Origin of the sequence: Paraburkholderia sp. 22098 (assembly GCF_052045935.1) — a bacterium.
Taxonomy (GTDB): domain Bacteria; phylum Pseudomonadota; class Gammaproteobacteria; order Burkholderiales; family Burkholderiaceae; genus Paraburkholderia; species Paraburkholderia caledonica.
In genome coordinates, this window is sequence record NZ_JBQEPV010000004.1 from 33,483 (window position 1) to 56,305 (window position 22,823).

The following is a 22,823-nucleotide window of genomic DNA, read 5'->3' on the forward strand; positions in this document are numbered from 1 at the left end:
ATCAACTGAATCAACTACCGCTGCATTTCAACTTTGCATTTTGCAATTTGACCGACCAAGGAGAAAACATGGCGAATCCGCTGTCATCGTTGTCGCTGCCGCAGGGCATGGAAATCACCGCTGAAATCAAGCCGGGCTATGAAGCGATCCTCACGCGCGAAGCGCTCGAACTCGTCGCCGCACTGCATCGCACATTCGAGCCGCGTCGTCAGCAGTTGTTGCAGGCGCGGACGGAACGCACGAAGCGGCTCGACGCCGGCGAGCGTCCCGACTTTCTCGCCGCGACGAAGAGCGTACGCGACGGCGACTGGACCATTGCGCCGCTGCCTGAAGATCTGAAATGCCGCCGCGTGGAAATCACCGGTCCGGTCGAGCGCAAGATGATCATCAACGCGCTGAACTCGGGCGCGGATTCGTACATGACCGATTTCGAGGATTCGAACGCGCCCAGCTGGGACAACCAGATCACCGGCCATGTGAACCTGAAAGATGCCGTGCGCCGCACCATCTCGCTCGAGCAGAACGGCAAGAGCTATAAGTTGAACGACAAGGTTGCCACGCTGATCGTGCGTCCGCGCGGCTGGCATCTCGACGAAAAGCACGTGAAGGTGGACGGCAAGCGCGTGTCGGGCGGCATCTTCGATTTCGCGCTCTTCATGGTGCACAACGCAAAGGAACTGGTCGCGCGCGGCTCGGGCCCGTACTTCTATTTGCCGAAGATGGAGAGCCATCTCGAAGCGCGCCTGTGGAACGACATTTTCGTCGCGGCGCAGGAAGCGGTCGGCGTGCCGCGCGGCACGATTCGCGCGACGGTGCTGATCGAAACCATTCTTGCCGCGTTCGAGATGGACGAAATTCTGTACGAGCTGCGGGAACATAGTTCGGGGCTGAACGCAGGCCGCTGGGACTACATCTTCTCCGCGATCAAGAAGTTCAAGTCCGACCGCGACTTCTGTCTGGCCGACCGCTCGCAGATCACGATGACCGCGCCGTTCATGCGCGCGTATGCGCTGTTGCTGCTGAAGACGTGCCATCGCCGCAATGCGCCGGCCATTGGCGGCATGAGCGCGCTGATTCCGATCAAGAACGATGCGGCCGCGAACGAGAAGGCAATGGCCGGCGTGCGCTCGGACAAGGCACGCGATGCCGGCGACGGCTATGACGGCGGCTGGGTTGCGCACCCGGGCCTCGTGCCGATAGCAATGGAAGAATTCGTCAAGGTGCTCGGCGACAAGCCGAACCAGATCGGCAAGCAACGCGTCGACGTGCTCGTCACTGCCACGGACCTGATGGACTTCCGTCCGGAAGCGCCGATCACAGAAGCCGGTCTGCGCAACAACATCAACGTCGGCATTCACTACCTGGGCTCGTGGCTCGCGGGCAACGGCTGCGTGCCGATCCACAATCTGATGGAAGATGCCGCTACCGCGGAAATTTCGCGCTCGCAGGTGTGGCAGTGGATTCGCTCGCCGAAGGGCACGCTCGACGATGGCCGCAAGGTAACGGCCGAGCTGGTGCGTGAACTCGCCGTGCAAGAACTCGACAAGGTGAAGCAGGCGGTCGGCGGCGATACGAAACCGTATGAACGCGCGGCTCAGATCTTCGAAGAGATGTCGACGGCCGAGCAGTTCACCGACTTTCTGACGCTGCCGCTTTACGAAGAGATCTGAACGCGAACGCTTGTCGTGTTGTAACGACGAGTGCGTGCGACGATTGATCGAGCGAACGGCCCGTCAGGCGCATGCCTGGCGGGCCGTTTCTTATGCGCGGGAACGCATACGGGCGCATCAGCACATACGAAAGCGCGGCGGCCGCGTCAGCGCGTGGCGCGATACTCGACCCAATCGCCGGACTTGATTTCCGGCAGCCCCTTCACCGCGTTAGGCGTGACCGGATAGAAGCGACAGTTCACGACGTTGCCGTCCACTTTCACCATCACTTCCCGGGCCAGAAAGCGATCTTCGACGCCGGGATACACCGCTTCGATCTCGTCGAGCACGGCGACGAGTTCGTCGTCAATTTCGTAGACATCGCCGGTCACGTCTACGCCCTGTTCGTCGACAACGAGTCCCGGGTACGAACCGAAGTCGAACAGATGCCCGCGAACCGTGGCCGTGCCAAGCAGATTCGGCTCCGCTATTTCGTTGCGAGCCGCGGCTTCGCGGATGTCGTTCACTTCGCCCGCCCGCAGCGTGCCATATACAAAGACGGTTTGCATCGTGGTTGGTGCTCCTCGAATAGGTCGTCGGTCGATCGGACATTATGCAACGTCCAACACCATGCACGCTCTACAATGAGAATCCGCTCGGGTTCGGGCCTCGTACCCGCAGCGTTTTGTTCCGTGGATCGACTTTTGCCATGACTCCGTACGCCGGCTCGGACCGGTCCAGCTTCGTCAGCTTGACCGACACTCCGCCAGAGTTTCAGCCGAACGACACGCATCCCATTCGCGTGCGCTCGCGACCCATGCCGATGGGTTCTCACTTCGCGCGTCATACGCATGCGTGGGCGCAGGTTGCGTATGCATCGCGCGGCGTGCTGCGGGTGGCGACAACTGGCACGACGTGGATGGTGCCGCCCTCTCGCGCGATCTGGGTGCCGCCGCATGTCACGCATGAAGTCGTGGCCGTCGAAGACGCGTTCCTGCGCACGTTGTACATCACCGAAAGCACGGCGCCTGCCGGGCTAGACGCCCCACGCGTGGTCGAAGTCTCGAATCTGCTGCGCGAAGTGATAGCCGCGCTCGACACACCAGGCATCTCGCCCGCCCGCGAGCAGTTGCTTGGCGCGCTTGCGATAGATGAGCTAACCCGTTCGGAGCCACTGCCGCTATCGGTGCCGATGCCGAACGAAAAGCGGCTGCGCGCGCTATGCGAGGCGGTAATCGCGGATCCGACGCCGGGCGAATCACTCGAACAGTGGGCGGCGAGCGTAGGAGCGAGTACGCGAACGATCGCGCGTCTCTTTCGTCAGGAGCTTGGCGTGAGTTTCTCTCAATGGCGGCAACAGGCGATTCTCGCGCGGGCGATTCCGCTGCTGAGTCAGGGACGGCCACTGTCGCATGTCGCGCAGGAGTTGGGCTATCAGAGCCAGAGCGCCTTTTCCGCGATGTTCCGGCGTGCGTTTGGCGAAAGCCCGCGCGCGTTTATCGAGCGGGGCTCGAAGCATCGACTGGAAAACGGAGGAGACCGTGACGATCCGCAAATCAACGACGTAGACGGTCCGGTCGCACGGAACCACGCGGACGCGGCGAGCGACGCGGGTCGCTAAACCGCCGCCTGGCGGCTCAAACTCGCCGAGCGAGATGACGGATCGCGCCCAACTGGGCAAGCCGCGGGCCGGCCAACTTGTAGCCTTTGCGCTGATAGAGCCGCGCCGCGGGATTGTCGACGAACACACGCAATTGCAGTTCGCGCAGTCCGCGCTCGCGCGCCCATTGGTGCGACATATCCAGCAGATAGGTGCCCGCGCCGAGCCGCCGGTATCCCTCGGCAATCTGCACGTCCCGGATATGAAGCGAATCGCCTTCCTGCGTGATGCGCAGCACGCCAATCGGCTTGCCATCCATTTCGAGGATGAAATTCTCCGACTCGCGCCAACTGCCCAGAAACAGATCGCCGCGCCAGACGAGATGATGGCGCTGATAATAGCCACCCATGTTGCTGTGAGTCAGCGCCTCGGCGAACTCGAAATCATCCATGCTGGCTTTACGCAGATGGAACGATGACGGAGCTTCGGTTGGATCGAACATGGCGGCACGGCGAAGAGAAGTCGGATCAACGGTAAAACAGGCCGCGCACGCTGGCAATGGCTGTTTGTCCCGAGCATATCCAGGCGGGACCGTCAGCGGAAACAAAAAAGCCCACTTCTTACGAAGTGGGCTTTTTGAATCTGGCGGAGCGGACGGGACTCGAACCCGCGACCCCCGGCGTGACAGGCCGGTATTCTAACCAACTGAACTACCGCTCCAGATTTTGACACCAGGCAAACAAGCTGCGCTTGCTTACCGGCAGCACCGTTCAACTTCCAACCGAACGACGCCGATTTTCTGGCGTCCCCTAGGGGATTCGAACCCCTGTACTCACCGTGAAAGGGTGATGTCCTAGGCCTCTAGACGAAGGGGACAACGTACTGCTTACACCTTTAATGAAAAAGCCCGTTCAAGTGTTTATGAACGGGCTTTGTCTGGCGGAGTGGACGGGACTCGAACCCGCGACCCCCGGCGTGACAGGCCGGTATTCTAACCGACTGAACTACCACTCCAGTCTTCACACCCTGGCTTGCGAGCGTCGGTTATTTCTCTGCAAGCTGCGCTGCTTTACTGCAAATCGGGGATTAACCCGAACACTAAAGCGACGCTGATGTTTGGCGTCCCCTAGGGGATTCGAACCCCTGTACTCACCGTGAAAGGGTGATGTCCTAGGCCTCTAGACGAAGGGGACATAATCTTTTCAGACATGTCTTTTACTCGCCGCTGATTCGGAGTAACTAGCGCAACGCTAACTGCTAGATAGTTGTTCCGTCAACTGCGAAGACCGCTATTTTAACTACGATACTGCTGCTTGTGAAGTCTTTTTTGCTACAGGTTCCATGCTTCGGAACGACTTCACTCTGCTCTTCTGCTCTGATGGTGGAGGTAAGCGGGATCGAACCGCTGACCTCTTGCATGCCATGCAAGCGCTCTCCCAGCTGAGCTATACCCCCTTGCAGAACAGAAACGAGATTCTAGAGGCCATTCTGCGCTTTGTAAATACCCTTTGAGCAATTGCATGCGACTTTTTTCCGAAGTCGCATGCAAACAATCTCAATGCGTCCGGGAAAGCACTCAGGACCACTTGTTGGCCCTTCCGTGCCTCATGCCAACGCCTTTTCGATACGACTGACGACCACGTCGCGACCGAACAGCATCAGAACCATGTCAATCGACGGTGTATGCGTCGTGCCGGCCACGAGCAGTCGGACCGGCATTGCCAGTTGGGGCATTTTCAGCTTGTGCGTGCCGAGCGTCGTTTTGAGCGCAGCGGCGATTGCCTCCTTGGTCCACTCCACCGTCTTCAGCGCGGCGGCAAGGTCGGCGAGCGCCGGGCGCACTGCGTCCGTCACATGCTGTGCTAATGCGTCGGCGTCGGGAGCGGGCGTGCGATAGAACATCGCGGCGTTCTCCGCGATCTCCTTGACTGTCGACGCGCGGTCCTTCAACAAGCCCACGACTGCCGTCAGATCGGCGCCTTGAGCGATGGTGGCCTCGTCGATGCCCAGTTCCGCGAGGAACGGCCGCGCGAGTCCGGCGAGGCGGGCATTATCCGCTTCCTTGATGTAATGCGCGTTCAGCCAATTCAGCTTGTCGTGGTCGTATTGCGCCGGCGACTTGCCCAGATGCTCGAGATCGAACCATTCGACGAACTGCTCGCGCGAGAATATTTCCGCGTCGCCGTGCGACCAGCCAAGGCGCGCCAGATAATTGACCACCGCCTCCGGCAGATAGCCGGCGTCGCGGTAACCCATCACACTCATCGCGCCATGGCGCTTGCTCATCTTCTCGCCCTGCTCATTGAGCACGGTCGGCAAGTGCGCGTACACCGGCGTTTCGCCGCCGAGCGCCCGCAGAATGTTGATCTGCCGCGGCGTGTTATTCACGTGGTCGTCGCCGCGAATCACATGCGTAATGCGCATGTCCAGATCGTCGACCACCACACAGAAGTTATAGGTCGGCGTGCCGTCCGGCCGCGCGATGACGAGGTCGTCCAGTTCCTCGTTCGATATCTCGATGCGCCCTTTCACCGCATCGTCCCAGGCCACCACGCCAGTGAGCGGATTGCGGAAGCGCAGCACCGGCTGCACGCCGGCCGGCGGCTCAGGCAACACCTTGCCCGGCTCCGGGCGCCATGTGCCGTCGTAGCGCGGCTTTTCGCCGGCTTCGCGCTGACGCTCACGCAACGCGTCGAGTTCTTCCGTCGACATGTAGCACGGGTAGACGAGCCCCGCGTCCTGCATCTGTTTCAGCACTTCGCGATAACGGTCCATGCGCTGCATCTGGTAGTACGGACCTTCGTCGAAATCGAGGCCGAGCCATTCCATGCCTTCGAGAATCGCATCCACGGATTCGCTCGTGGAACGCTCCACGTCGGTGTCCTCGATCCGCAGCACGAAGGTCCCTTTCATCTTGCGCGCGAACGCCCACGGGTAGAGCGCGGAGCGAATGTTGCCGAGGTGAATGAAGCCGGTGGGACTCGGTGCGAAACGGGTACGAACGGAGGTGGTCATTAGCGGTTACTCGAAAACTGGCGCCGACGCAGGACAAGCATCGCCCGTAAAGCGCGGCAGCGAACCGCGCCCATACGGCAGGACAGCTGCCGTGCATGGACACGAAGGAATTGAAGCGAATGTCGAATTATACCTTTCGTGAGCGCGGGGCCCGCCCTCGTCCGAACGGGCTATTGACGGCCACGGCCAGTGGCTGTGCAACGTTTCATTACCGGTCGCCGCGCGCGCGCCGCTTTGATTTATGATGTGCGCGCGCTGGAGCGGAGACGCCGCCATCCGCGCATTGAACCGCTATTTGCATTTGCCCTGACCTTTGCCTGAGCGCGGCGAAAAGTGGCTACTCGCGCCGTACGCGCCCCACGTGCCCCACGCGCCGTTGCTGGAGAACTCGTTGAAACCCTCGTCGCCTCGTTACGGCCGTCGCAATTTTTCGCTTGCGGCCGCCTCCGCGGTACTCGCCGCCTGTACCACCGCGGGCAGCAAAATCGACGGCGTGTCGTCGTCGAGCCCGGCCACAGCCACGCCCACCACGAACACGCCGCCGCTCGACAAGCCGCAGCGGCCCATTCGGGTCGCCCTTGCGCTAGGCGGCGGCGCTGCGCGCGGCTTCGCGCATATCGGCGTGATCAAGGCGCTGGAAGCGCGCAATGTCCAAGTCGATCTGGTGGCCGGCACGAGCGCCGGGTCGGTGGTCGGCGCGCTCTACGCGTCAGGCATGAACGGGTTCGCGCTCAACAAACTGGCGCTGAACATGGACGAAGCCTCCATTAGCGACTGGGCCATGCCGTTTCGCACGCGCGGTTTTCTGCAAGGCATCGCGCTGCAAAATTATCTGAACACAACGCTCAACAATCGCCCGATCGAGAAGATGGCGAAGCCGCTCGGCGTAGTCGCGACCGACCTGAAAACCGGCCAGCCGATCCTCTTTCAGCGCGGCAATACCGGCGTCGCAGTCCGGGCGTCGTGCAGCGTGCCGTCGATCTTCGAGCCGGTCAGAATCGGCGGGCATGAGTATGTGGACGGCGGGTTGGTGAGCCCGGTGCCGGCGTCGTTCGCACGCAAGATGGGCGCGGACTTCGTGATCGCCGTGGATATCTCGCAGCGCCCCGAAAGCGGCCTGACGGCCAGCTCGTTCGACGTGCTCATGCAAACCTTCACGATCATGGGCCAGACCATCAAGGCATACGAGCTCGACAAATACGCCGACATCGTCATCCGGCCGAATCTCGCGGCCATGAGCGGCAGCGACTTCTCGCAGCGCAATGCCGCAATTCTGGCCGGTGAGGAAGCCGTCTCCAAGATCATGCCGGAGTTGCAACGCAAGCTGGCCGCGAGCCGCGCGCAGGCTTAGGGTTACTCACGCGCAGTAAGCTCAGAGATCAGACCCGCCAAAACGCAAAAGCCTGCTTCAAACGAAGCAGGCTTTTTTGTTATTGCCTGAAGCGCCGCTGCAACTGAATTAGTTGTTGCCGCCAAGCGTGGCATTCACACGTTTGCGCAGATCTTCGCCCTCCTGGTACGACGTTTCGATCCGGCGTGCACCGGTGAAACGCTTTTCCCAGTAGCCGCTATCCATGTCGTCCACGCGGATCGTGCTGCCCGTGGACGGCGAATGCACGAACTTGTTGTCGCCGATATAGATGCCGACATGCGAGAACGTGCGGCGCATGGTGTTAAAAAACACCAGATCGCCCGGCTTCAGGTCGCTTACGCGGACCTTTTCGCCCACACGGCTCATTTCCTCAGCGCGGCGCGGCAGCGCCATGCCCAGCGTGTCCTGGAACACATAACGCACGAACCCGCTGCAATCCAGCCCGGAGTCCGGCGTATTGCCGCCCCAGCGGTAACGAACGCCGATCATGTTCAGCGCGCCGACAACCACGTCGCCTGCCTTGCCGGCCATGCCGGAAAGGAACGAACGGGCGCCGCCGTCAGTATTGCTGCTGAGCGTTTGCGAATTGGAGGAGGACGAGGAATTCGCCGGGTTGCTCGGCGAAAATGAGGCATTCTGATTGAAACTGCTGACTTCGTCGGCGAAAGCGCCGGGAGCTGCTGCGATCAAGACGCCAATGAACATCCCGGCGACGGCGCGCGTGCAAGCCTGGGTCAAATTTCTGTGCTGCATTGGTCGGTATTTTTTGCTAAAGAATCAGTGGGATACGGAAAAAAGTTTGGTCGATACTAGCCAGTAAGTATTCACGTGTCAAAACAAATAGAAAAATACAATCGAGACCCGCACCCAATTGGTGAAAGGGTGAAAAATCAGCGGTCCAATGCTGCTTTCAGGAGCTTTCGAGTGTAGGGGTGCTCAGGCGTCGCAAAGATTCTCTCAACCTCTCCACTTTCCACGATAGAACCGTTTTGCATCACCGCCACGCGGTGCGCCATCGCCCCGATCACCGCCAGATCGTGGCTGATGAAAACGAAGCCCAAGTTGTATTTCTGTTGCAACCCGGCGAGCAGTTTGAGCACTTGCTGCTGGATCGAAACGTCGAGTGCGCTGGTCGGTTCATCGAGGATCAGAATCTGGGGCTCGACCACCAGCGCCCGCGCAATGGCGATGCGCTGGCGCTGCCCGCCGGAAAACTCATGCGGATAGCGCAGCAGCGCGGTCCGGTCGATTCCGACCTCGCGCAGCACCGCAACCACTCTGTCGCGCCGCGCTTGCGGCGTCATTTGCGGCCGGTGCAGCGCCAGCCCTTCGCCGACGATTCGCTCGATCGTCTGACGAGGCGAAAGCGAACTGAACGGATCCTGGAACACAACCTGCATGTTCGAGCGCAACGCGGTCTGCTGCGCGCCGCGGTAGGTGGAGAGCGCCCTGCCCTGAAACTCGATCTCGCCGTGCGCGGTCCGCTGCAGCCCGAGCAAGGCCATGGCGAGCGTCGACTTGCCCGAACCCGATTCCCCAACGATGCCGAGCGTTTCGCCCTGACGGACCGAAACGCTCGCGTTTGCGACCGCGCGGAACCGCCCGGCCCGGAACCAGCCCGCAAATCCCGGCACCTTGGTTCTGAAATCGACGGAAACGTCGCGGGCCTGCAGCAGCACCGGCGAAATGGGCAGCACCGGCACGACCGTGCGCTGAGGCCGGCTTTCCAGCAGCCGTTGTGTGTAAGGATGTTGCGGCGACTCGAAAACCTGCTCGACCGGCCCGCTTTCCACGAGCACGCCCTTCTCCATCACCGCGATGCGCTGAGCGAAATGGCGCACGAGATTCAGGTCGTGCGTGATCAGCAGCACCGCCATGCCGCGCTTTTGCGCTTCGTCGCGTTGCAGTTCAAGGAGCAGTTCCACGATCTGCGCGCGAATCGTCACGTCGAGCGCGGTAGTCGGTTCGTCGGCAAGCAGCAGACGCGGACGGCACGCCAGCGCCATCGCGATCATCGCCCGCTGGCGCTGTCCGCCCGAAAGCTGGTGCGGGTAGCTGTTCACGCGCTTGCCCGGCTCGGGAATGCCCGTGCGGCCCAGCAACGCGACCGCGCGCTTGCGGGCTTCCGCCGGCGACACGCCGTCGTGCACGACGATCGTCTCCGCGATCTGCGCGCCGACCGTGTAGAGCGGATTGAGCGCGGTCATCGGCTCCTGAAAGATCATCGCGATGTCCGAGCCGCGCATGCCGCGCATCTCACGCTCGCTTTTCGCAAGCAGATCCTCACCGTCGAACCGGATCGAGCCGCTGACCTGCGCGTCGCTCAGCAGACGCAAGATCGACAGCGCGGTGACGCTTTTTCCCGAGCCCGATTCGCCGACGAGCGCAACGCGTTCGCCGCGCTGGATCGCCAGCGTGACGTCGTTCACCGCCACCGTATCGCCGAAACTTACACGCAGATGATCGAGTTCCAGCAGCGGCGCGGCATTCGGTGCTTCAGCGCCGTCGCGCCCTCGCCCCTTGCGCTGCCCTGGCGCTTGCGTTTGAGCGGTCACTGATTGCCTCCAGCGCGCATTGCATCGGAGATGCGGGTATCGAGCGCATTACGCAGCGCGTCGCCCATGAACGTGAGCAGCAACAGCATCGCGACCAGCACGCCAAAAGTGGACAACGAAATCCACCACGCGTCGAGATTCGCCTTGCCCTGCGCGAGCAGCTCGCCGAGACTCGGCGTCGGCGAAGGCACGCCGAGGCCGAGAAAGTCGAGACTGGTTAGCGCGAGAATCGCACCGCTCATGCGAAACGGAAGGAACGTGATCACCGGCGTAAGACTGTTGGGCAAAAGATGCCGCCACATGATTTGCCAGTTCGACAGACCCATCGCCCTCGCCGCGCGCACGTAATCCTGCTGCCGGTTACGTAGAAATTCCGCCCGCACATAGTCGGATAAGCCGATCCAGCCGAACAGGGAAAGCAGCACGATCAGCAGAATGAAACCCGGTTCGAAGATCGATGAAAAAATGATCAGCAGATAGAGCTCCGGCAACGCGCTCCAGACTTCGATCAGACGTTGCCCCACGATATCGGTACGTCCTCCGAAATATCCTTGCACGGCGCCGGCAGCAATGCCGAGTATCGTTCCAATGAAAGTGAGCACGAGACCGAACTCCACTGAAACGCGAAAGCCGTACAGCAGTCGCGCGAAAACATCGCGGCCGCGGTCGTCGGTGCCGAGCCAGTTTTCACGCGAAGGCGGCGCCGGGTTCGGAGCCTTCGAGAAATAGTTCAGCGTGTCGTAGTAGTAATGATTCGGCGGATACACGGCGAAGTTGCCCGGCGCGTCGAAACGCTGCTTGATGTACGGATCCAGATAGTCGGCAGGCGTTGGGAAATCGCCGCCGAACGTGCTCTCCGCGTAGGTCCTGAAGAGCGGGAAATACAGGTGGCCGTCGTAGCGCACCACGAGCGGCTTGTCGTTCGACCAGAGCGGGCCCGCAAGGCTCGCGGCGAAGGCCACCACGAAGATGATGAGGCTCCAGTAACCCAGACGTTGCTGGCGGAACCGCTGCCATACACGGCGCGCAGGTGAAGGCGAGACGAATGCACGCGCGGGTTCGACGCGCGCCGCTGCATCGGCTGAAAGGCGGGCTCGATTCATCAGCGCTCCAGTTGTTCGAATTGGATGCGGGGATCGACCCACACATAGCAAAGATCGGACACCAGCTTCGTCGCGAGACCGATCAACGTGAACAGGTACAGCGTGCCGAGTACGACCGGGTAATCGCGCCGCACGACCGATTCATACGACAGCAAGCCGAGACCGTCGAGCGAAAAAAGCGTTTCGATCAGCAGACTGCCGGTGAAAAAAGCGCCGATAAACGCAGCCGGAAAGCCGACGATCAGCGGCAGCATCGCGTTGCGAAACACATGCTTCCACAGCACGCTTTTTTCGGAGAGACCCTTCGCCCGCGCGGTCAGCACGTACTGCTTGCGAATCTCGTCCAGAAACGCATTTTTCGTGAGCATCGTGATTACCGCAAAACTGCCGACTACCGATGCCGTGATCGGCAACGCGATATGCCACAAATAGTCGAGGATCTTGCCCACGACGCTCAGTTGCGCCCAGTTATCCGACGTGAGATTGCGCAACGGAAAAAGCTGCAGGAATGTGCCGCCGCCAAACAGCACGAGCAGCAACACGCCGAGCACAAAGCCCGGAATCGCGTAACCGATCAGCACCACGAGGCTTGTCGCAATGTCGAAGCGCGAGCCGTTGCGCACCGCTTTCGCGATGCCGAGCGGCACCGAGATCAGATACGTGAGAAAGAACGTCCATAAGCCGATGCTGATGGACACCGGCAGCTTCGATACGATCAGCGACCACACGCTCTGATGGCGGAAATAGCTCTGTCCAAGGTCGAACGTCGAGAAACGCTTGAGCATCAAAACGTAGCGCTCGAGCGGCGGTTTGTCGAAACCGTATAAGGCTTTCAGTTGCGCGACCTGCTGCGCGTCGACACCGTTATGCGCGCGCAGACCGAACGGCACAGCGCCCTCCGCGCCCTTGCGCAGTTCGTGCTGCATCTGTTCGACGGGGCCGCCGGGCACGAACTGGATCACGACGAACGTGAGCGTCAGCACGCCGAGCAGTGTCGGGATCATCAGCAGCAGGCGTTTGAGGATGTAGCTCCACATGGCGGGTGTTTCCGTTGCGAGGGCGAGGTATGAATAGCGATAGCCGGAACCGGATGACCAGATCGACCGGCTGCGTTACTGCGGTGGCGCCGGCGTTGCTGCTTGCGGTTGCGCGAACCACCACGTCGACGTAATCCAGCCTTCGGCTCCATAGTACAGGGGCAGCGTGGACGGCCACGCAAGCCCGCGTTTGAACGCCACGCGATGCGTCGCGCTGTACCAGTGCGGCACGACGTAGTAACCATGCATCAGAACGCGATCGAGCGCATGCGTCGCGTCCAGCAGTTGCTCGCGCGTCTGCGCCTGCACGAGGGCGCGCAGGATTGCGTCGACCGCGGGCGACTTCAGTCCGATCATGTTGTCAGAGCCGTTCGTGTCCGCCGCCTTGCTGCCGAAGCGCTCGATCTGCTCGGAGCCGGGCACCTGTACATCGGGCATGCGGATCGTCGTCGTGTCGAAGTCGTATGCATCGAGCCGCTTCTGGTACACGGCATAGTCGGCGACGCGAAATGTCGCGGTAATGCCGAGCTTTTTCAGGTTTCGAATGAACGTCGCGACGATCGGCTCCATTTGCGCGGCCGACCCCGAGTCGTCGAGTATCTCGAACTCGAACGGCTCGCCCTTTGCGTTGCGCAGCGCACCGTCGCGGTACGTCCATCCCGCTTGCTGCAACAATGCGCGGGCTTGCAGCAGATTCGCACGTAGAGAGCCTGGCGGGTCAGTGTCGGGCTGCTCCGGCGGCGGCCCGAAAACCGCCGGATCGAGCTTCGCGCGCCACGGTTCGAGCAGCGCCAGTTCACCAGGCGAGGGCAGGCCCTTGGCCTGCAGATCGGTGTTGGCAAAGAAACTGTCGATACGTGTGTACTGATTGAAGAACAACTGCCGGTTCAGCCATTGGAAGTCGAGTGCAAGATCGAGCGCTTTGCGCACGCGCACGTCCTTGAACAACGGTCGCCGCGTGTTCAACATGAAGCCCTGCATGCCCGTGCCGTTGTGTTGCGCGAACACCTTCTTGATCAGCTCGCCGCTGTCGAACTTCTTGCCGACGTCACGCCGAACCCAGTTTCGTGCGACATACTCGACGAGTGCATCGTATTCGCCGGCCTTGAACGCCTCCAGCCGCGCGACGTTATCGGAATACAGCTTGTAGACGATGCGATCGAAGTTGTATGTGCCCGCACGCACCGGCAGTGCCGCGCCCCAATACTCGGGGTTGCGCCGGTATGTGATCGTGCGTCCGTTGTCGTAGCGCTCAATTAGATACGGGCCGCTCGTGACCGGCTTTTCGAACGCCAACTGATCGAACGGAATATGGCTGCCGTCCGGCTTTATTCCCCACTTGCGCGAGAACACCGGCATGCCGCCGGCGAGCAACGGCAACTCGCGATTGCGGTGTTGAAATTCGAACCGCACGGTGTGCGGATCGACAACCACCGCGCGGACGATCTGGCCGAAGATCGACATGAATTGCGGCGCGGCCTGCGGGCTTTTCAGTGTGTCCAGCGAATACTTGACGTCGTCCGCGGTGACCGGGTCGCCGTTCGCGAACCGCGCGTGCGGATTGATATGGAACGTGGTCGACAAGCCGTCCGGCGCGACCTTGATATCGTCGGCGAGCAGCCCATACGCGGAAGCCACTTCGTCGCTGCTGCCGGTCGTCAGACTCTCGAACAGCAGGTCGACGCCGGGCGCGGTGTTGCCGCGCAAAGTGAACGGATTGAATTTGTCGAAGCTGGTGAGGCGGCTCGGATTGGCCAGCACGAGTGTGCCGCCCTTCGGCGCATCCGGATTGACGTAGTCGAAATGCTTGAAGTCGGCTGGATATTTCGGCTCGCCGTACTGAGCGATCGCATACACCGCGTGCGCCTCTGGCGCTGCGAACCAGCCGGCAGCGGCCAGCGCGCCACACAAAATCGCGACACGGGCCTTGCGCAAAGAACGGGACGCGAGCGCGGGACCGACACACGAGGGCCTGAAAAACGTGCATTCAGATGCACGAGGCGATGAAACCCGTCGCGAGCCAGTTGTCATAAGCGCCTTAGTGATCAGTGGGCAATTGCGTTGTCACGGAATTCTACCCAATAAACCTGCGCAAACCGACGTCGCGACTGTCACCTTGAGCGACCGGCGCGCGATTTGTGAATATGCCGCGATTTACTTCGCGACGGTATTTTCCCGCGCAAGCGCGACGCTTTCTCAGAGCGTCGTCTGATGCGCAGCGTTGTGCGCTTATGGCAACTCCGCAGATCCGGTCAAGCGATGCGCGCGAGCATGAAAAAACCGCCCATTGGGGCGGTTTCTGTTGTCACTACTGTTCGCGCAGCGTTCAATGCCAGCCGCGACGATGATCGTAGTGATCGCGACCGTAGTCGTAACGGCCGGGGGGATGATGACGATACCAGTCGTCGCGCGCCCAGTAGCGACGGCCGTCCCAGTAGCGGTCCCCGTGCCAGCCGATCACGACAGCCGGAGCGCCGTAATAGACGGGCGCGGGCTGATACACGACGGGCGGCGGAGGGGGCGGCGGCGGCGCATAGACAGGCGCCGGCGCTACATAAACCGGCGCGGGAATGCCGATATTGACCCCGATGTTGACCCCGCCGGCCATGGCGGCACTCGACGCGCCCAACGCGATAACCCCGATCACAAGTGGAACAAAACGAGCGGACTTCATGGATTACCCTTGGAAGAATGTGTTGTTGGCGGAAATATAACGCAAGCTCGGCAGCGGCGTATTTCAACTTTGTAATAACTGATGCATAAGATCGCAGCCACAGCACGACGTTACGTGTCGTTACATCCGGGACGCTTCTGAGCCGCAAAGGTCGAAAGGTCGAAATGTCGGAAGCACAGAGCGCCCTCGCCCTTTGCGGCTTCCCGCCTTCTCTGCCGCACCAACGAGATAACCTGGCCGCGCGGCCAGAAATACATAGCAGAAAAACTTGGTTTGAAGCGAGACGACGTCTTACTAGACTGCACATCGTCTTGTAATAACAAGTTGAGCAATGTCGCAAACGACCCTCGTGCCGGTGCAAGCAGATTCTCCAACCTTATCTGCCGCGCCTCGTCCGCTCTACGCGCAGATCAAGGACGTGCTGCGCGAACGCATTCTCGACGGCAGCTATGCGCCGCATTCGCAGATGCCGTCTGAACACGAACTGTGCCGTATGTTCGACGTGAGCCGCATTACCGTGCGTCAGGCACTCGGCGATCTGCACAAGGAAGGCTTGCTGTTCAAGGTGCATGGCAAGGGCACGTTCGTCTCGAAGCCCAAGGCGTATCAGAACGTCGCTTCGCTGCAGGGTTTTGCGGAAGCCATGTCGTCGATGGGCCATGAAATCGTCAACCAGCTGCGCAGTTGCAGAACCGTCGAAGCCGGACGCCACATTGCCGCGCGCCTGAACATCGCGGAGGGCGCGCCGGTCACCGAGATTCATCGTGTGCGGCTGCTCAATCGCGAGCCCGTATCGCTCGAACTGACCTGGGTTCCGCTGACGCTCGGCAAGCGCCTCGCGAACGCGGACCTTACGACACGCGACATATTTCTGATCCTCGAGAACGACTGCGGTGTGCCGCTAGGTCATGCCGATGTGTCCATCGACGCAATACTTGCCCACGACGACATCGTCGATGCATTGCGCGTCGAAGAAGGCAGCCCCGTGTTGCGTATCGAGCGTCTCACGCATGACGCGTCGGGTCGGCCGGTCGATTTTGAATACCTGTACTTCCGCGGCGACGCCTTCCAGTACCGGCTGCGTATCGACCGCGCAAACGACCTGAAAAAAGATCTGAAAAGAGACCCGAAAAAGAGCAGCAGAAACGCAATGGAGGCGCGATGAACACACATGTACTCGACTATGACGTCGTAGTGGTCGGCGGTGGAACGGCGGGCCCGATGGCCGCGATCAAGGCGAAGGAGCGCGATCCGTCGTTAAAGGTATTGCTGCTCGAGAAGGCCAACGTGAAGCGCAGCGGCGCGATCTCGATGGGAATGGACGGTCTGAACAACGCCGTGATTCCGGGCCATGCGACACCTGAACAGTACACACGCGAGATCACGATCGCAAACGACGGCATCGTGGATCAGGAAGCCGTGTACGCATATGCGCGCCATAGTTTCACGACCATCGAGGAACTGGACCGCTGGGGCGTCAAGTTCGAAAAGGACGGCAATGGCGACTATGCGGTGAAGAAAGTGCATCACATGGGTTCGTACGTGCTGCCGATGCCCGAGGGTCACGACATCAAGAAAGTGCTGTACAGGCAGCTTAAACGCGGACGCGTGGCGATCACCAACCGCATTGTCGCCACGCGGCTATTGACCGACTCACAAGGACGCGTTTGCGGCGTGCTGGGCTTCGATTGCCGCACGGCCGACTTCTACGTGGTGCGTGCCAAAGCCGTCATTCTGAGCTGCGGCGCCGCCGGAAGGCTCGGGCTGCCGGCATCGGGCTATCTGATGGGCACATACGAAAACCCGACGAATGCCGGCGACGGCTACGCCATGGCCTATCACGCAGGCGCCGCGCTCGCGAACCTCGAGTGCTTCCAGATCAACCCGCTCATCAAGGACTATAACGGCCCCGCTTGCGCATATGTGACCGGCCCGCTTGGCGGGTTTACCGCGAATGGCAAGGGCGAACGCTTCATCGAATGCGATTACTGGAGCGGCCAGATGATGTGGGAGTTCTATCAGGAACTGCAAAGCGGCAACGGGCCTGTGTTTCTGAAACTCGACCATCTCGCGGAAGAAACGATCCAGACGATCGAACAGATTCTGCACACGAACGAGCGTCCGAGCCGCGGCCGCTTTCATGAAGGACGAGGCACCGATTACCGCACACAGATGATCGAGATGCACATTTCTGAAATCGGCTTTTGCAGCGGACACAGCGCGTCGGGCGTGTACGTCAACGCGCGCGCGGAGACGACCGTGCCGGGCCTCTATGCCGCCGGCGACATGGCCGCAGTGCCGCACAACTACATGCTCGGTGCGTTTACCTACGGATGGTTCGCGGGCCACAACGCGGCAGAATACGTATTGGGCCGCGAACACGGCGCCGTCGACGAAGAACAGATCGACGCCGAACGCGCGCGCATTTATGCACCGCTCAAGCGCGAGAACGGTATTGCGCCCGCGCAGGTCGAATACAAGTTGCGCCGTATGGTCAACGATTACCTGCAACCGCCGAAGGTTACACGCAAGATGGAAATCGGCCTGCAACGCTTTGCAGAAATCACTGAGGATATCGAATCGATATCGGCCACACATCCGCACGAACTGATGCGTGCGGCAGAAGTTCGAGCCATACGGGATTGCGCGGAAATGGCCGCACGTGCGTCGCTTTTTCGAACCGAGAGCCGCTGGGGTCTTTACCACCATCGCGTGGATTATCCGCAGCGTGACGATGAGCAATGGTTCTGCCATACGCATCTGCGCAAGGACGCCAATGGCCGCATGACGAGCGAAAAGCGTGCGGTCGAGCCGTATATCGTCGCGCTCGACGAAAACGAACGCAACGCCTATCGCAGCCTGCGTATCGGCGAGCCCGCCCTCGACCCCGCAACAGCCTGACGGAGTAACCCGATGTCTTTTACGCCGCACGATATTTTCCAGCGCAGTTCAGCCCCCGTCACGATCGATGAAAGCAAGTGCATTGCTGAAAAAGGCTGCACTGTATGCGTCGATGTTTGCCCACTCGATCTGCTTGCAATCGACATGAAAAAGGGCAAGGCGTATATGCAGTTCGACGAGTGCTGGTACTGCATGCCTTGCGAACAGGATTGTCCGACGGGCGCCGTGAAAGTGTCCATTCCGTATCTTCTGCGTTGAGCGATGCGCGAAGCTCCTCCTCCTCATTCACGTCAATCCATGTCCCACGCGACCGATCCGACAGACCCAATCCACTTGGGCGATACGCCGAATACTATCGCCGGAGAAGCAGCCGCCCTGCTGTCACGGCTCGCCGACAACGATGCCGTCGTGCGCCGCATTGCGCTGATCGAACTCGCCGATCTCGAGGATGCCTGCGTGATAGCGCCCATCGTCGCAGCATTGCAGCGCGACACCTCGCCCGAGGTGCGCGCCGAGGCGGCCCGTTTGCTCGCTTCATGGGAGCGCGACGACGTGGTGAACGCCCTATGCAACGCATTGCTCGATCGTGACACACAGGTTCGCGCGAGCGCCGCACAGAGCCTGTCGGAACTCAAGCAGGCGTCCTCTGGCGCGATACTGCTCGACTGGTTGAAGGAACCTGACCCATTCGTGCGATCGGCGTTGTTGCGCGCGCTGCGCGAACTTCGGGTGACGGACGCGCTCGCACCCGCGCTGCAGGCACTCGCCGACGCGGACGCCAACGTGCGCGCCGAAGCCGTCGGCGTGTTGGGATGGCTGAAGAATTCCATTGCGCTTAGCCCGTTGGCATCCGTTGCGACCGGCGACGCGGATGCATCGATCCGGCGCGCTGCGACAGGAGCGCTCGGCTTCGCGCCGCCGGCCCACGCCGAGACAACCGCAGCGCTCCTCATCGCCCTGCACGACGACGCCTGGCAGGTGCGCGAAGAAGCTGCCACGACGCTCGGCAAACTGCGTGTCGCCGAATCGCGCGATGCGCTGATCGAAGCACTCGACGACGCCTACTGGCAAGTACGTTTGCGAGCGCTGCGCGCGTTGGGTCAGATCGGCGATGCCGCCAGTGCGACGCACGTCGCCGCCCTGCTCTCTCATCCGATTAGCAACGTGCGCAAGGAAGCCGCGCTTGCGCTCGGTGAAATCGGCGAAATGAGCGATGCACAGATGCTCACCGCACTTGAAGCCGCAGGAACCGACGCGGACCCGGAAGTACGCAAGGCAGTGCGTATCGCGCTGACCCAGATCACCGGGCGCCGATGATGAACGCGCCCGAGCTGGTGGCGATCGACGCGGCTAGCGCGAGCTTGTCCATGCGCTGGCCGGACGGTGCGGTCTGCGAGTTGCCGTTTGCGTTGCTGCGCTCGGCATGCATGTGTGCACAGTGTCGCAAGCGCAAGCTCGATGGAGAGACGCCGTTATCGTCACCCGACGTGAGGCTGGTCGACGCGCGGCCGTCGGGCTACGGTCTGCAACTGGTGTTCGACGACGGACATGACCGCGGAATCTTCCCGTGGATTTATCTGAAGCGGCTCGCAAGGGATCAACAGACTGCGGCGGATCATCAGGAGTCGAGAACGCTATAGCGAGCGCACTCGGTTAAATGAGAATCCTCCCATTTTTGCGACGCACTCGCGCGCAGATACTCGTCGATCAGACAGGCGCACCGGCGCACATAAAGACGAGACAGGCAATGAAAGTGTTTTTGTTGAGCGACCTCGTCGCTCACGAACTGGTGTCCATGCAGATCGATCAGAAGTGGCTCTCGTTTGCGCATTTCACAGAGTCGGTGCAGCTTTGGCTCTCGCGTCATGCACCTGAACTCGAGTGTTCGGAAGCGTTGCTTCAGGAGATCGAACGTGAGGTTCTGCAGATTGCAACGAGACTATCCGACAACCAGGCCACTGCGGACGACTACTTGCAATCACCACACCGATTCGACGATCTTCTGACAGCCAACTACATGCATCCTCTGGGCGAACAAGCGCTGTCCGCAACGCTTGCGGCGTGTCGCGAAAAGGGTGCCTGCGGTGCTCTATGTGCAGCATTGAGCGAACGCGCGCGCAGGCGTTGACTTGCCACCCGGCGCTTTGCGATTGGCCTGCAATGCGGCGACTTCGCTGAGCACGTTGAACTGCGCGGTCGTGGTGTATGGGAGAAAAGCCTCTCACACATCTATTTCGTAGGCGTGACGCATTTCCTGAAGGCGAGTCGCGTCCATGTCACTCCGCTATTGCGGTTCGTCTGTTGGATCGACGGAGCGGCAACACGAAGCAAAACTTGCAAACCCGCAACGCCTGCAAGCTCAATGGTTTCTTCTGGCGCGACGTCAAACATGCGTCGCCCGCGTGGAATGGGCCCATGACGCAGCGACATGATCAACACGCCATCGTCTCGCAGAAGAGAACTTACGTTGGGCATAGCGCGGCACCGCTGTTCATAATCGAGGTGCATCCACACCGCGGTCAGCATTACCACGTCAAACGTTTCGTTGATCGAAGTAATAATGCGCAGATCGGGAAGACTGTCGTCAATCCATTCGATGCGCGATGACCGATGCAAATTGATGGCTGCAGTGCGCAGTTCGCCGACCGGTTCGACGGCTACCACCGTGTGCCCCATCGCCGCTAGCGCAGCCGCATCCGTTCCGATTCCCGCACCGATGTCGAGGACGCGCGACGGGGCGTCCGGCAACAGATGTACAACCTGAGAGTGCTGATCGGCGAACGAGATGCTCTGCCATCGCCGGATAAGACTTTCCGCTTCATGCGCATAGCCTTCAGTGCCACTGACCTTGACGAGCATTGACAGTGCCTTGTTTCGACGGGTTTGCCAGATCGTCTGCCTTGCCTTTGTGCTGGATCCAAGCAGGCGCATCTAGCCAAAAGCGGCTTTTGGGCGCCGTATTCGCGCGGTTATATGACGCGAGGCCGGGAACGTGCCACGGGCGGCCGGGCGTTACACCGGCTGCTATGTCCGCGCCACTGTGTCGGGCGATTTCTCCGACCATACGCTGGCGAGTGATGCGGACCTTCACACCTGGAATGCAGGCACCCGTGGATGCTTATTTTGCGCTCTTCACGCTGGCGTGGCATGCACGAGCTTGCGAAACGTTGGCATAACGCATACGGGTACGTCTCTTACGATAAGCCGCGCATTATGCGACCGACAAAACAAAAACCCCGTAAGTCTTCCGACTTACGGGGTTTCGCCACCATCACTGGCGGAGACGGAGGGATTCGAACCCTCGATCCAGGTTTTGGCCCAGATGCTCCCTTAGCAGGGGAGTGCCTTCGACCTCTCGGCCACGTCTCCCAAACTTTCGGTCGCGCAGGGAGTCAGCGCGACGAAGCCAAGATAATAGCGGGCCGAACAGCCAAGGTCAATGTCTGACGAACGCTTTTTGTGCCAATCTCGTCATTGAATTGCCATTTTGTTCGCGCAGCCGCACAAACAGACATCAACGACCGTAGCGCTTGTGTACGCCCCGCCGTTTGCGTCGAACTACGCCTGATCCAGTTCGAACGCCTTATGCAGCGCGCGCACCGCGAGCTCCATATACTTCTCGTCGATCAGCACCGAAATCTTGATTTCGGACGTGGAGATCATCTGGATATTGATGCCCTCTTCCGACAGCGTGCGGAACATCGTGCTCGCGATGCCCACGTGCGAACGCATACCCACGCCTACCACCGAGACCTTCGACACCTTCGGATCGCCCAGCACCTGCTCGGCCTGAACATGGCCCTTCACCTGGTTCGTGAGAATGTCCATGGCGCGCTGATAATCGCCGCGGCCCACCGTGAACGTGAAAGCCGTTTTGCCTTCGACGCTCTGGTTCTGGATGATCATGTCGACGTCGATGTTCGCGTCCGCCACCGGGCCGAGAATCTGATACGCAATGCCCGGCTTGTCGGGCACACCCATCACGGCGATGCGAGCTTCGTCGCGCTGAAACGCGATACCCGAGATGACTGCTTTTTCCATGGTCTCGTCTTCTTCAAAAGTAATCAGGGTGCCCGACTTCATTTCAGCGTCGAGCGGGATGAGCGGATCGGTCAGGCTCGACAGCACGCGCGTCTTGACCTGATATTTGCCGGCGAATTCCACCGAGCGGATCTGCAACACCTTGGAACCCAGGCTTGCCATTTCCAGCATTTCTTCGAACGTCACGCGGTCGAGGCGGCGCGCCTCTTCGACCACGCGCGGGTCGGTCGTGTACACGCCGTCGACGTCCGTATAAATCAGGCACTCGTCCGCCTTCAACGCAGCCGCAACCGCGACCGCCGAGGTATCGGAACCGCCGCGGCCGAGCGTGGTGATGTTGCCGTCAGGATCGATACCCTGGAAGCCCGTGATCACCACTACCTTGCCCGCGTCGAGATCGCGCAGCACGCGTTCGCCGTCGATCTCGCTGATGCGCGCTTTAGTGAACGCACTGTCTGTCCTGACCGGCACTTGCCAGCCGGCGTAACTGACCGCGTCGACGCCGGCTTCCTGCAACGCGATGGCGAGCAGACCCGAACTGACCTGCTCGCCCGTGGCGGCGATCATGTCGAGTTCGCGCGGGCTCGGCTGGGTCGTGATCTCTTTCGCGAGGCCGAGCAGACGGTTCGTTTCGCCGGACATTGCCGACGGCACGACTACCATCTTGTGACCGGCCTTATGCCATTTCGCGACGCGCTTGGCGACGTTCTTGATGCGCTCGACCGAGCCCATCGAAGTGCCGCCGTATTTATGTACGATGAGTGCCATTGTCGTTCTGAACTGGAGGAGAAACCGCGCTGGCGCGCTCGCGACGACCGCACAAAAGCACAGGGGCGCAACGTCTCGTGAACGGCGGCAAAGTGTGTGGCGGCGTAA

At 60.7% G+C, this 22,823-nt stretch carries 20 protein-coding genes and 6 tRNA genes; 9 read left to right on the forward strand and 17 right to left on the reverse strand.

Going from position 1 to position 22,823, the window contains the following annotated elements:
* The first annotated feature begins 68 nt into the window (after positions 1 to 68).
* Positions 69 to 1,670, forward strand: a complete 1,602-nt coding sequence (gene aceB / locus ACTJLB_RS09460; protein WP_440783112.1) for a malate synthase A — start codon at positions 69 to 71, stop codon at positions 1,668 to 1,670.
* A gap of 146 nt (positions 1,671 to 1,816) precedes the next feature.
* Here aceB and ACTJLB_RS09465 read toward each other — a convergent pair whose 3' ends face one another.
* Complete coding sequence (locus ACTJLB_RS09465) at positions 1,817 to 2,218, reverse strand: gamma-glutamylcyclotransferase family protein (protein WP_087751072.1); 402 nt, start codon at positions 2,216 to 2,218, stop codon at positions 1,817 to 1,819.
* A gap of 140 nt (positions 2,219 to 2,358) precedes the next feature.
* On the opposite strand from ACTJLB_RS09465, the gene ACTJLB_RS09470 reads away from it, so the two are divergent.
* Positions 2,359 to 3,270 (forward strand): AraC family transcriptional regulator, encoded by a 912-nt coding sequence (locus tag ACTJLB_RS09470; RefSeq protein WP_440783113.1) that lies wholly within the window; start codon positions 2,359 to 2,361, stop codon positions 3,268 to 3,270.
* A gap of 16 nt (positions 3,271 to 3,286) precedes the next feature.
* Here ACTJLB_RS09470 and ACTJLB_RS09475 read toward each other — a convergent pair whose 3' ends face one another.
* The 7 genes from ACTJLB_RS09475 to gltX form a co-directional block, all read right to left on the reverse strand.
* Positions 3,287 to 3,751: a GNAT family N-acetyltransferase gene (locus ACTJLB_RS09475; protein ID WP_020065592.1), complete on the reverse strand. Its 465-nt coding sequence runs from the start codon at positions 3,749 to 3,751 to the stop codon at positions 3,287 to 3,289.
* 141 nt (positions 3,752 to 3,892) lie between these two features.
* Positions 3,893 to 3,969 (reverse strand) — tRNA-Asp (locus ACTJLB_RS09480).
* A gap of 80 nt (positions 3,970 to 4,049) precedes the next feature.
* A tRNA-Glu gene (locus ACTJLB_RS09485) sits at positions 4,050 to 4,125 on the reverse strand.
* 61 nt (positions 4,126 to 4,186) lie between these two features.
* Positions 4,187 to 4,263 (reverse strand) — tRNA-Asp (locus ACTJLB_RS09490).
* A gap of 103 nt (positions 4,264 to 4,366) precedes the next feature.
* Positions 4,367 to 4,442: transfer RNA gene (locus ACTJLB_RS09495), tRNA-Glu, on the reverse strand.
* Positions 4,443 to 4,628: 186 nt separating this feature from the next.
* Positions 4,629 to 4,704, reverse strand: a tRNA-Ala gene (locus ACTJLB_RS09500).
* A gap of 150 nt (positions 4,705 to 4,854) precedes the next feature.
* The gene (gltX, locus tag ACTJLB_RS09505) at positions 4,855 to 6,264 is read right to left on the reverse strand and encodes a glutamate--tRNA ligase (protein ID WP_310065408.1); all 1,410 of its coding nucleotides are present in this window, start codon (positions 6,262 to 6,264) and stop codon (positions 4,855 to 4,857) included.
* A gap of 391 nt (positions 6,265 to 6,655) precedes the next feature.
* Here gltX and ACTJLB_RS09510 point away from each other — a divergent pair, with 391 nt between their 5' ends.
* Positions 6,656 to 7,615 carry a patatin-like phospholipase family protein gene (locus ACTJLB_RS09510; RefSeq protein ID WP_392392983.1) on the forward strand — a complete coding sequence of 320 codons (960 nt, stop codon included), beginning with the start codon at positions 6,656 to 6,658 and terminating at the stop codon, positions 7,613 to 7,615.
* 108 nt (positions 7,616 to 7,723) lie between these two features.
* Here the strand turns inward: ACTJLB_RS09510 and ACTJLB_RS09515 are convergent, their stop codons facing one another.
* The 6 genes from ACTJLB_RS09515 to ACTJLB_RS09540 all read right to left on the reverse strand — a co-directional run bounded on the left by ACTJLB_RS09515 (position 7,724) and on the right by ACTJLB_RS09540 (position 15,005).
* Positions 7,724 to 8,389 (reverse strand): C40 family peptidase, encoded by a 666-nt coding sequence (locus ACTJLB_RS09515; RefSeq protein ID WP_027775367.1) that lies wholly within the window; start codon positions 8,387 to 8,389, stop codon positions 7,724 to 7,726.
* A gap of 137 nt (positions 8,390 to 8,526) precedes the next feature.
* Complete coding sequence (locus tag ACTJLB_RS09520; protein WP_440783332.1) at positions 8,527 to 10,113, reverse strand: ABC transporter ATP-binding protein; 1,587 nt, start codon at positions 10,111 to 10,113, stop codon at positions 8,527 to 8,529.
* Positions 10,114 to 10,187: 74 nt separating this feature from the next.
* Complete coding sequence (locus ACTJLB_RS09525) at positions 10,188 to 11,294, reverse strand: ABC transporter permease (protein WP_440783114.1); 1,107 nt, start codon at positions 11,292 to 11,294, stop codon at positions 10,188 to 10,190.
* Positions 11,294 to 12,331 (reverse strand): microcin C ABC transporter permease YejB, encoded by a 1,038-nt coding sequence (locus ACTJLB_RS09530; RefSeq protein ID WP_204520569.1) that lies wholly within the window; start codon positions 12,329 to 12,331, stop codon positions 11,294 to 11,296. The genes ACTJLB_RS09525 and ACTJLB_RS09530 overlap by 1 nt, the downstream gene beginning before the upstream one ends.
* Positions 12,332 to 12,406: 75 nt before the next feature.
* Positions 12,407 to 14,362 carry an extracellular solute-binding protein gene (locus ACTJLB_RS09535; protein WP_440783115.1) on the reverse strand — a complete coding sequence of 652 codons (1,956 nt, stop codon included), beginning with the start codon at positions 14,360 to 14,362 and terminating at the stop codon, positions 12,407 to 12,409.
* A gap of 295 nt (positions 14,363 to 14,657) precedes the next feature.
* Complete coding sequence (locus ACTJLB_RS09540) at positions 14,658 to 15,005, reverse strand: hypothetical protein (RefSeq protein ID WP_027775371.1); 348 nt, start codon at positions 15,003 to 15,005, stop codon at positions 14,658 to 14,660.
* A gap of 331 nt (positions 15,006 to 15,336) precedes the next feature.
* Here ACTJLB_RS09540 and ACTJLB_RS09545 point away from each other — a divergent pair, with 331 nt between their 5' ends.
* The 6 genes from ACTJLB_RS09545 to ACTJLB_RS09570 all read left to right on the forward strand — a co-directional run bounded on the left by ACTJLB_RS09545 (position 15,337) and on the right by ACTJLB_RS09570 (position 20,034).
* Positions 15,337 to 16,170: a GntR family transcriptional regulator gene (locus ACTJLB_RS09545; RefSeq protein WP_440783117.1), complete on the forward strand. Its 834-nt coding sequence runs from the start codon at positions 15,337 to 15,339 to the stop codon at positions 16,168 to 16,170.
* Positions 16,167 to 17,906, forward strand: a complete 1,740-nt coding sequence (locus tag ACTJLB_RS09550; protein WP_440783118.1) for a fumarate reductase/succinate dehydrogenase flavoprotein subunit — start codon at positions 16,167 to 16,169, stop codon at positions 17,904 to 17,906. Before ACTJLB_RS09545 ends, ACTJLB_RS09550 begins: the two co-directional genes overlap by 4 nt.
* A gap of 12 nt (positions 17,907 to 17,918) precedes the next feature.
* Positions 17,919 to 18,164, forward strand: a complete 246-nt coding sequence (locus tag ACTJLB_RS09555) for a 4Fe-4S dicluster domain-containing protein (protein ID WP_020065580.1) — start codon at positions 17,919 to 17,921, stop codon at positions 18,162 to 18,164.
* A 39-nt stretch (positions 18,165 to 18,203) separates the two neighbouring features.
* Entirely contained in the window at positions 18,204 to 19,223 is a 1,020-nt protein-coding gene (locus tag ACTJLB_RS09560) for a HEAT repeat domain-containing protein (RefSeq protein ID WP_440783119.1), read from the forward strand.
* Positions 19,223 to 19,546, forward strand: coding sequence for a gamma-butyrobetaine hydroxylase-like domain-containing protein (locus ACTJLB_RS09565; RefSeq protein WP_440783120.1), 324 nt, complete (start codon positions 19,223 to 19,225; stop codon positions 19,544 to 19,546). The genes ACTJLB_RS09560 and ACTJLB_RS09565 overlap by 1 nt, the downstream gene beginning before the upstream one ends.
* Before the next feature lie 107 nt (positions 19,547 to 19,653).
* Positions 19,654 to 20,034, forward strand: coding sequence for a hypothetical protein (locus tag ACTJLB_RS09570; protein WP_440783121.1), 381 nt, complete (start codon positions 19,654 to 19,656; stop codon positions 20,032 to 20,034).
* A gap of 101 nt (positions 20,035 to 20,135) precedes the next feature.
* On the opposite strand, the gene ACTJLB_RS09575 is transcribed toward ACTJLB_RS09570, so the two are convergent.
* The 3 genes from ACTJLB_RS09575 to ACTJLB_RS09585 form a co-directional block, all read right to left on the reverse strand.
* Entirely contained in the window at positions 20,136 to 20,765 is a 630-nt protein-coding gene (locus ACTJLB_RS09575) for a class I SAM-dependent methyltransferase (protein WP_440783122.1), read from the reverse strand.
* A 416-nt stretch (positions 20,766 to 21,181) separates the two neighbouring features.
* Positions 21,182 to 21,275, reverse strand: a tRNA-Ser gene (locus tag ACTJLB_RS09580).
* Between the two features lie 189 nt (positions 21,276 to 21,464).
* Positions 21,465 to 22,715, reverse strand: a complete 1,251-nt coding sequence (locus ACTJLB_RS09585; protein WP_020065575.1) for an aspartate kinase — start codon at positions 22,713 to 22,715, stop codon at positions 21,465 to 21,467.
* Positions 22,716 to 22,823: the final 108 nt, after the last annotated feature.

Coding starts and splice junctions, on each gene's coding strand:
- aceB (WP_440783112.1), top strand. CDS start 69: ATGGCGAATCCGCTGTCATCGTTGTCGCTGCCGCAGGGCATGGAAATC.
- ACTJLB_RS09465 (WP_087751072.1), bottom strand. CDS start 2,218: ATGCAAACCGTCTTTGTATATGGCACGCTGCGGGCGGGCGAAGTGAAC.
- ACTJLB_RS09470 (WP_440783113.1), top strand. CDS start 2,359: ATGACTCCGTACGCCGGCTCGGACCGGTCCAGCTTCGTCAGCTTGACC.
- ACTJLB_RS09475 (WP_020065592.1), bottom strand. CDS start 3,751: ATGTTCGATCCAACCGAAGCTCCGTCATCGTTCCATCTGCGTAAAGCC.
- gltX (WP_310065408.1), bottom strand. CDS start 6,264: ATGACCACCTCCGTTCGTACCCGTTTCGCACCGAGTCCCACCGGCTTC.
- ACTJLB_RS09515 (WP_027775367.1), bottom strand. CDS start 8,389: ATGCAGCACAGAAATTTGACCCAGGCTTGCACGCGCGCCGTCGCCGGG.
- ACTJLB_RS09525 (WP_440783114.1), bottom strand. CDS start 11,294: ATGAATCGAGCCCGCCTTTCAGCCGATGCAGCGGCGCGCGTCGAACCC.
- ACTJLB_RS09530 (WP_204520569.1), bottom strand. CDS start 12,331: ATGTGGAGCTACATCCTCAAACGCCTGCTGCTGATGATCCCGACACTG.
- ACTJLB_RS09535 (WP_440783115.1), bottom strand. CDS start 14,362: ATGACAACTGGCTCGCGACGGGTTTCATCGCCTCGTGCATCTGAATGC.
- ACTJLB_RS09540 (WP_027775371.1), bottom strand. CDS start 15,005: ATGAAGTCCGCTCGTTTTGTTCCACTTGTGATCGGGGTTATCGCGTTG.
- ACTJLB_RS09545 (WP_440783117.1), top strand. CDS start 15,337: ATGTCGCAAACGACCCTCGTGCCGGTGCAAGCAGATTCTCCAACCTTA.
- ACTJLB_RS09550 (WP_440783118.1), top strand. CDS start 16,167: ATGAACACACATGTACTCGACTATGACGTCGTAGTGGTCGGCGGTGGA.
- ACTJLB_RS09555 (WP_020065580.1), top strand. CDS start 17,919: ATGTCTTTTACGCCGCACGATATTTTCCAGCGCAGTTCAGCCCCCGTC.
- ACTJLB_RS09560 (WP_440783119.1), top strand. CDS start 18,204: ATGTCCCACGCGACCGATCCGACAGACCCAATCCACTTGGGCGATACG.
- ACTJLB_RS09565 (WP_440783120.1), top strand. CDS start 19,223: ATGAACGCGCCCGAGCTGGTGGCGATCGACGCGGCTAGCGCGAGCTTG.
- ACTJLB_RS09570 (WP_440783121.1), top strand. CDS start 19,654: ATGAAAGTGTTTTTGTTGAGCGACCTCGTCGCTCACGAACTGGTGTCC.
- ACTJLB_RS09575 (WP_440783122.1), bottom strand. CDS start 20,765: ATGCTCGTCAAGGTCAGTGGCACTGAAGGCTATGCGCATGAAGCGGAA.
- ACTJLB_RS09585 (WP_020065575.1), bottom strand. CDS start 22,715: ATGGCACTCATCGTACATAAATACGGCGGCACTTCGATGGGCTCGGTC.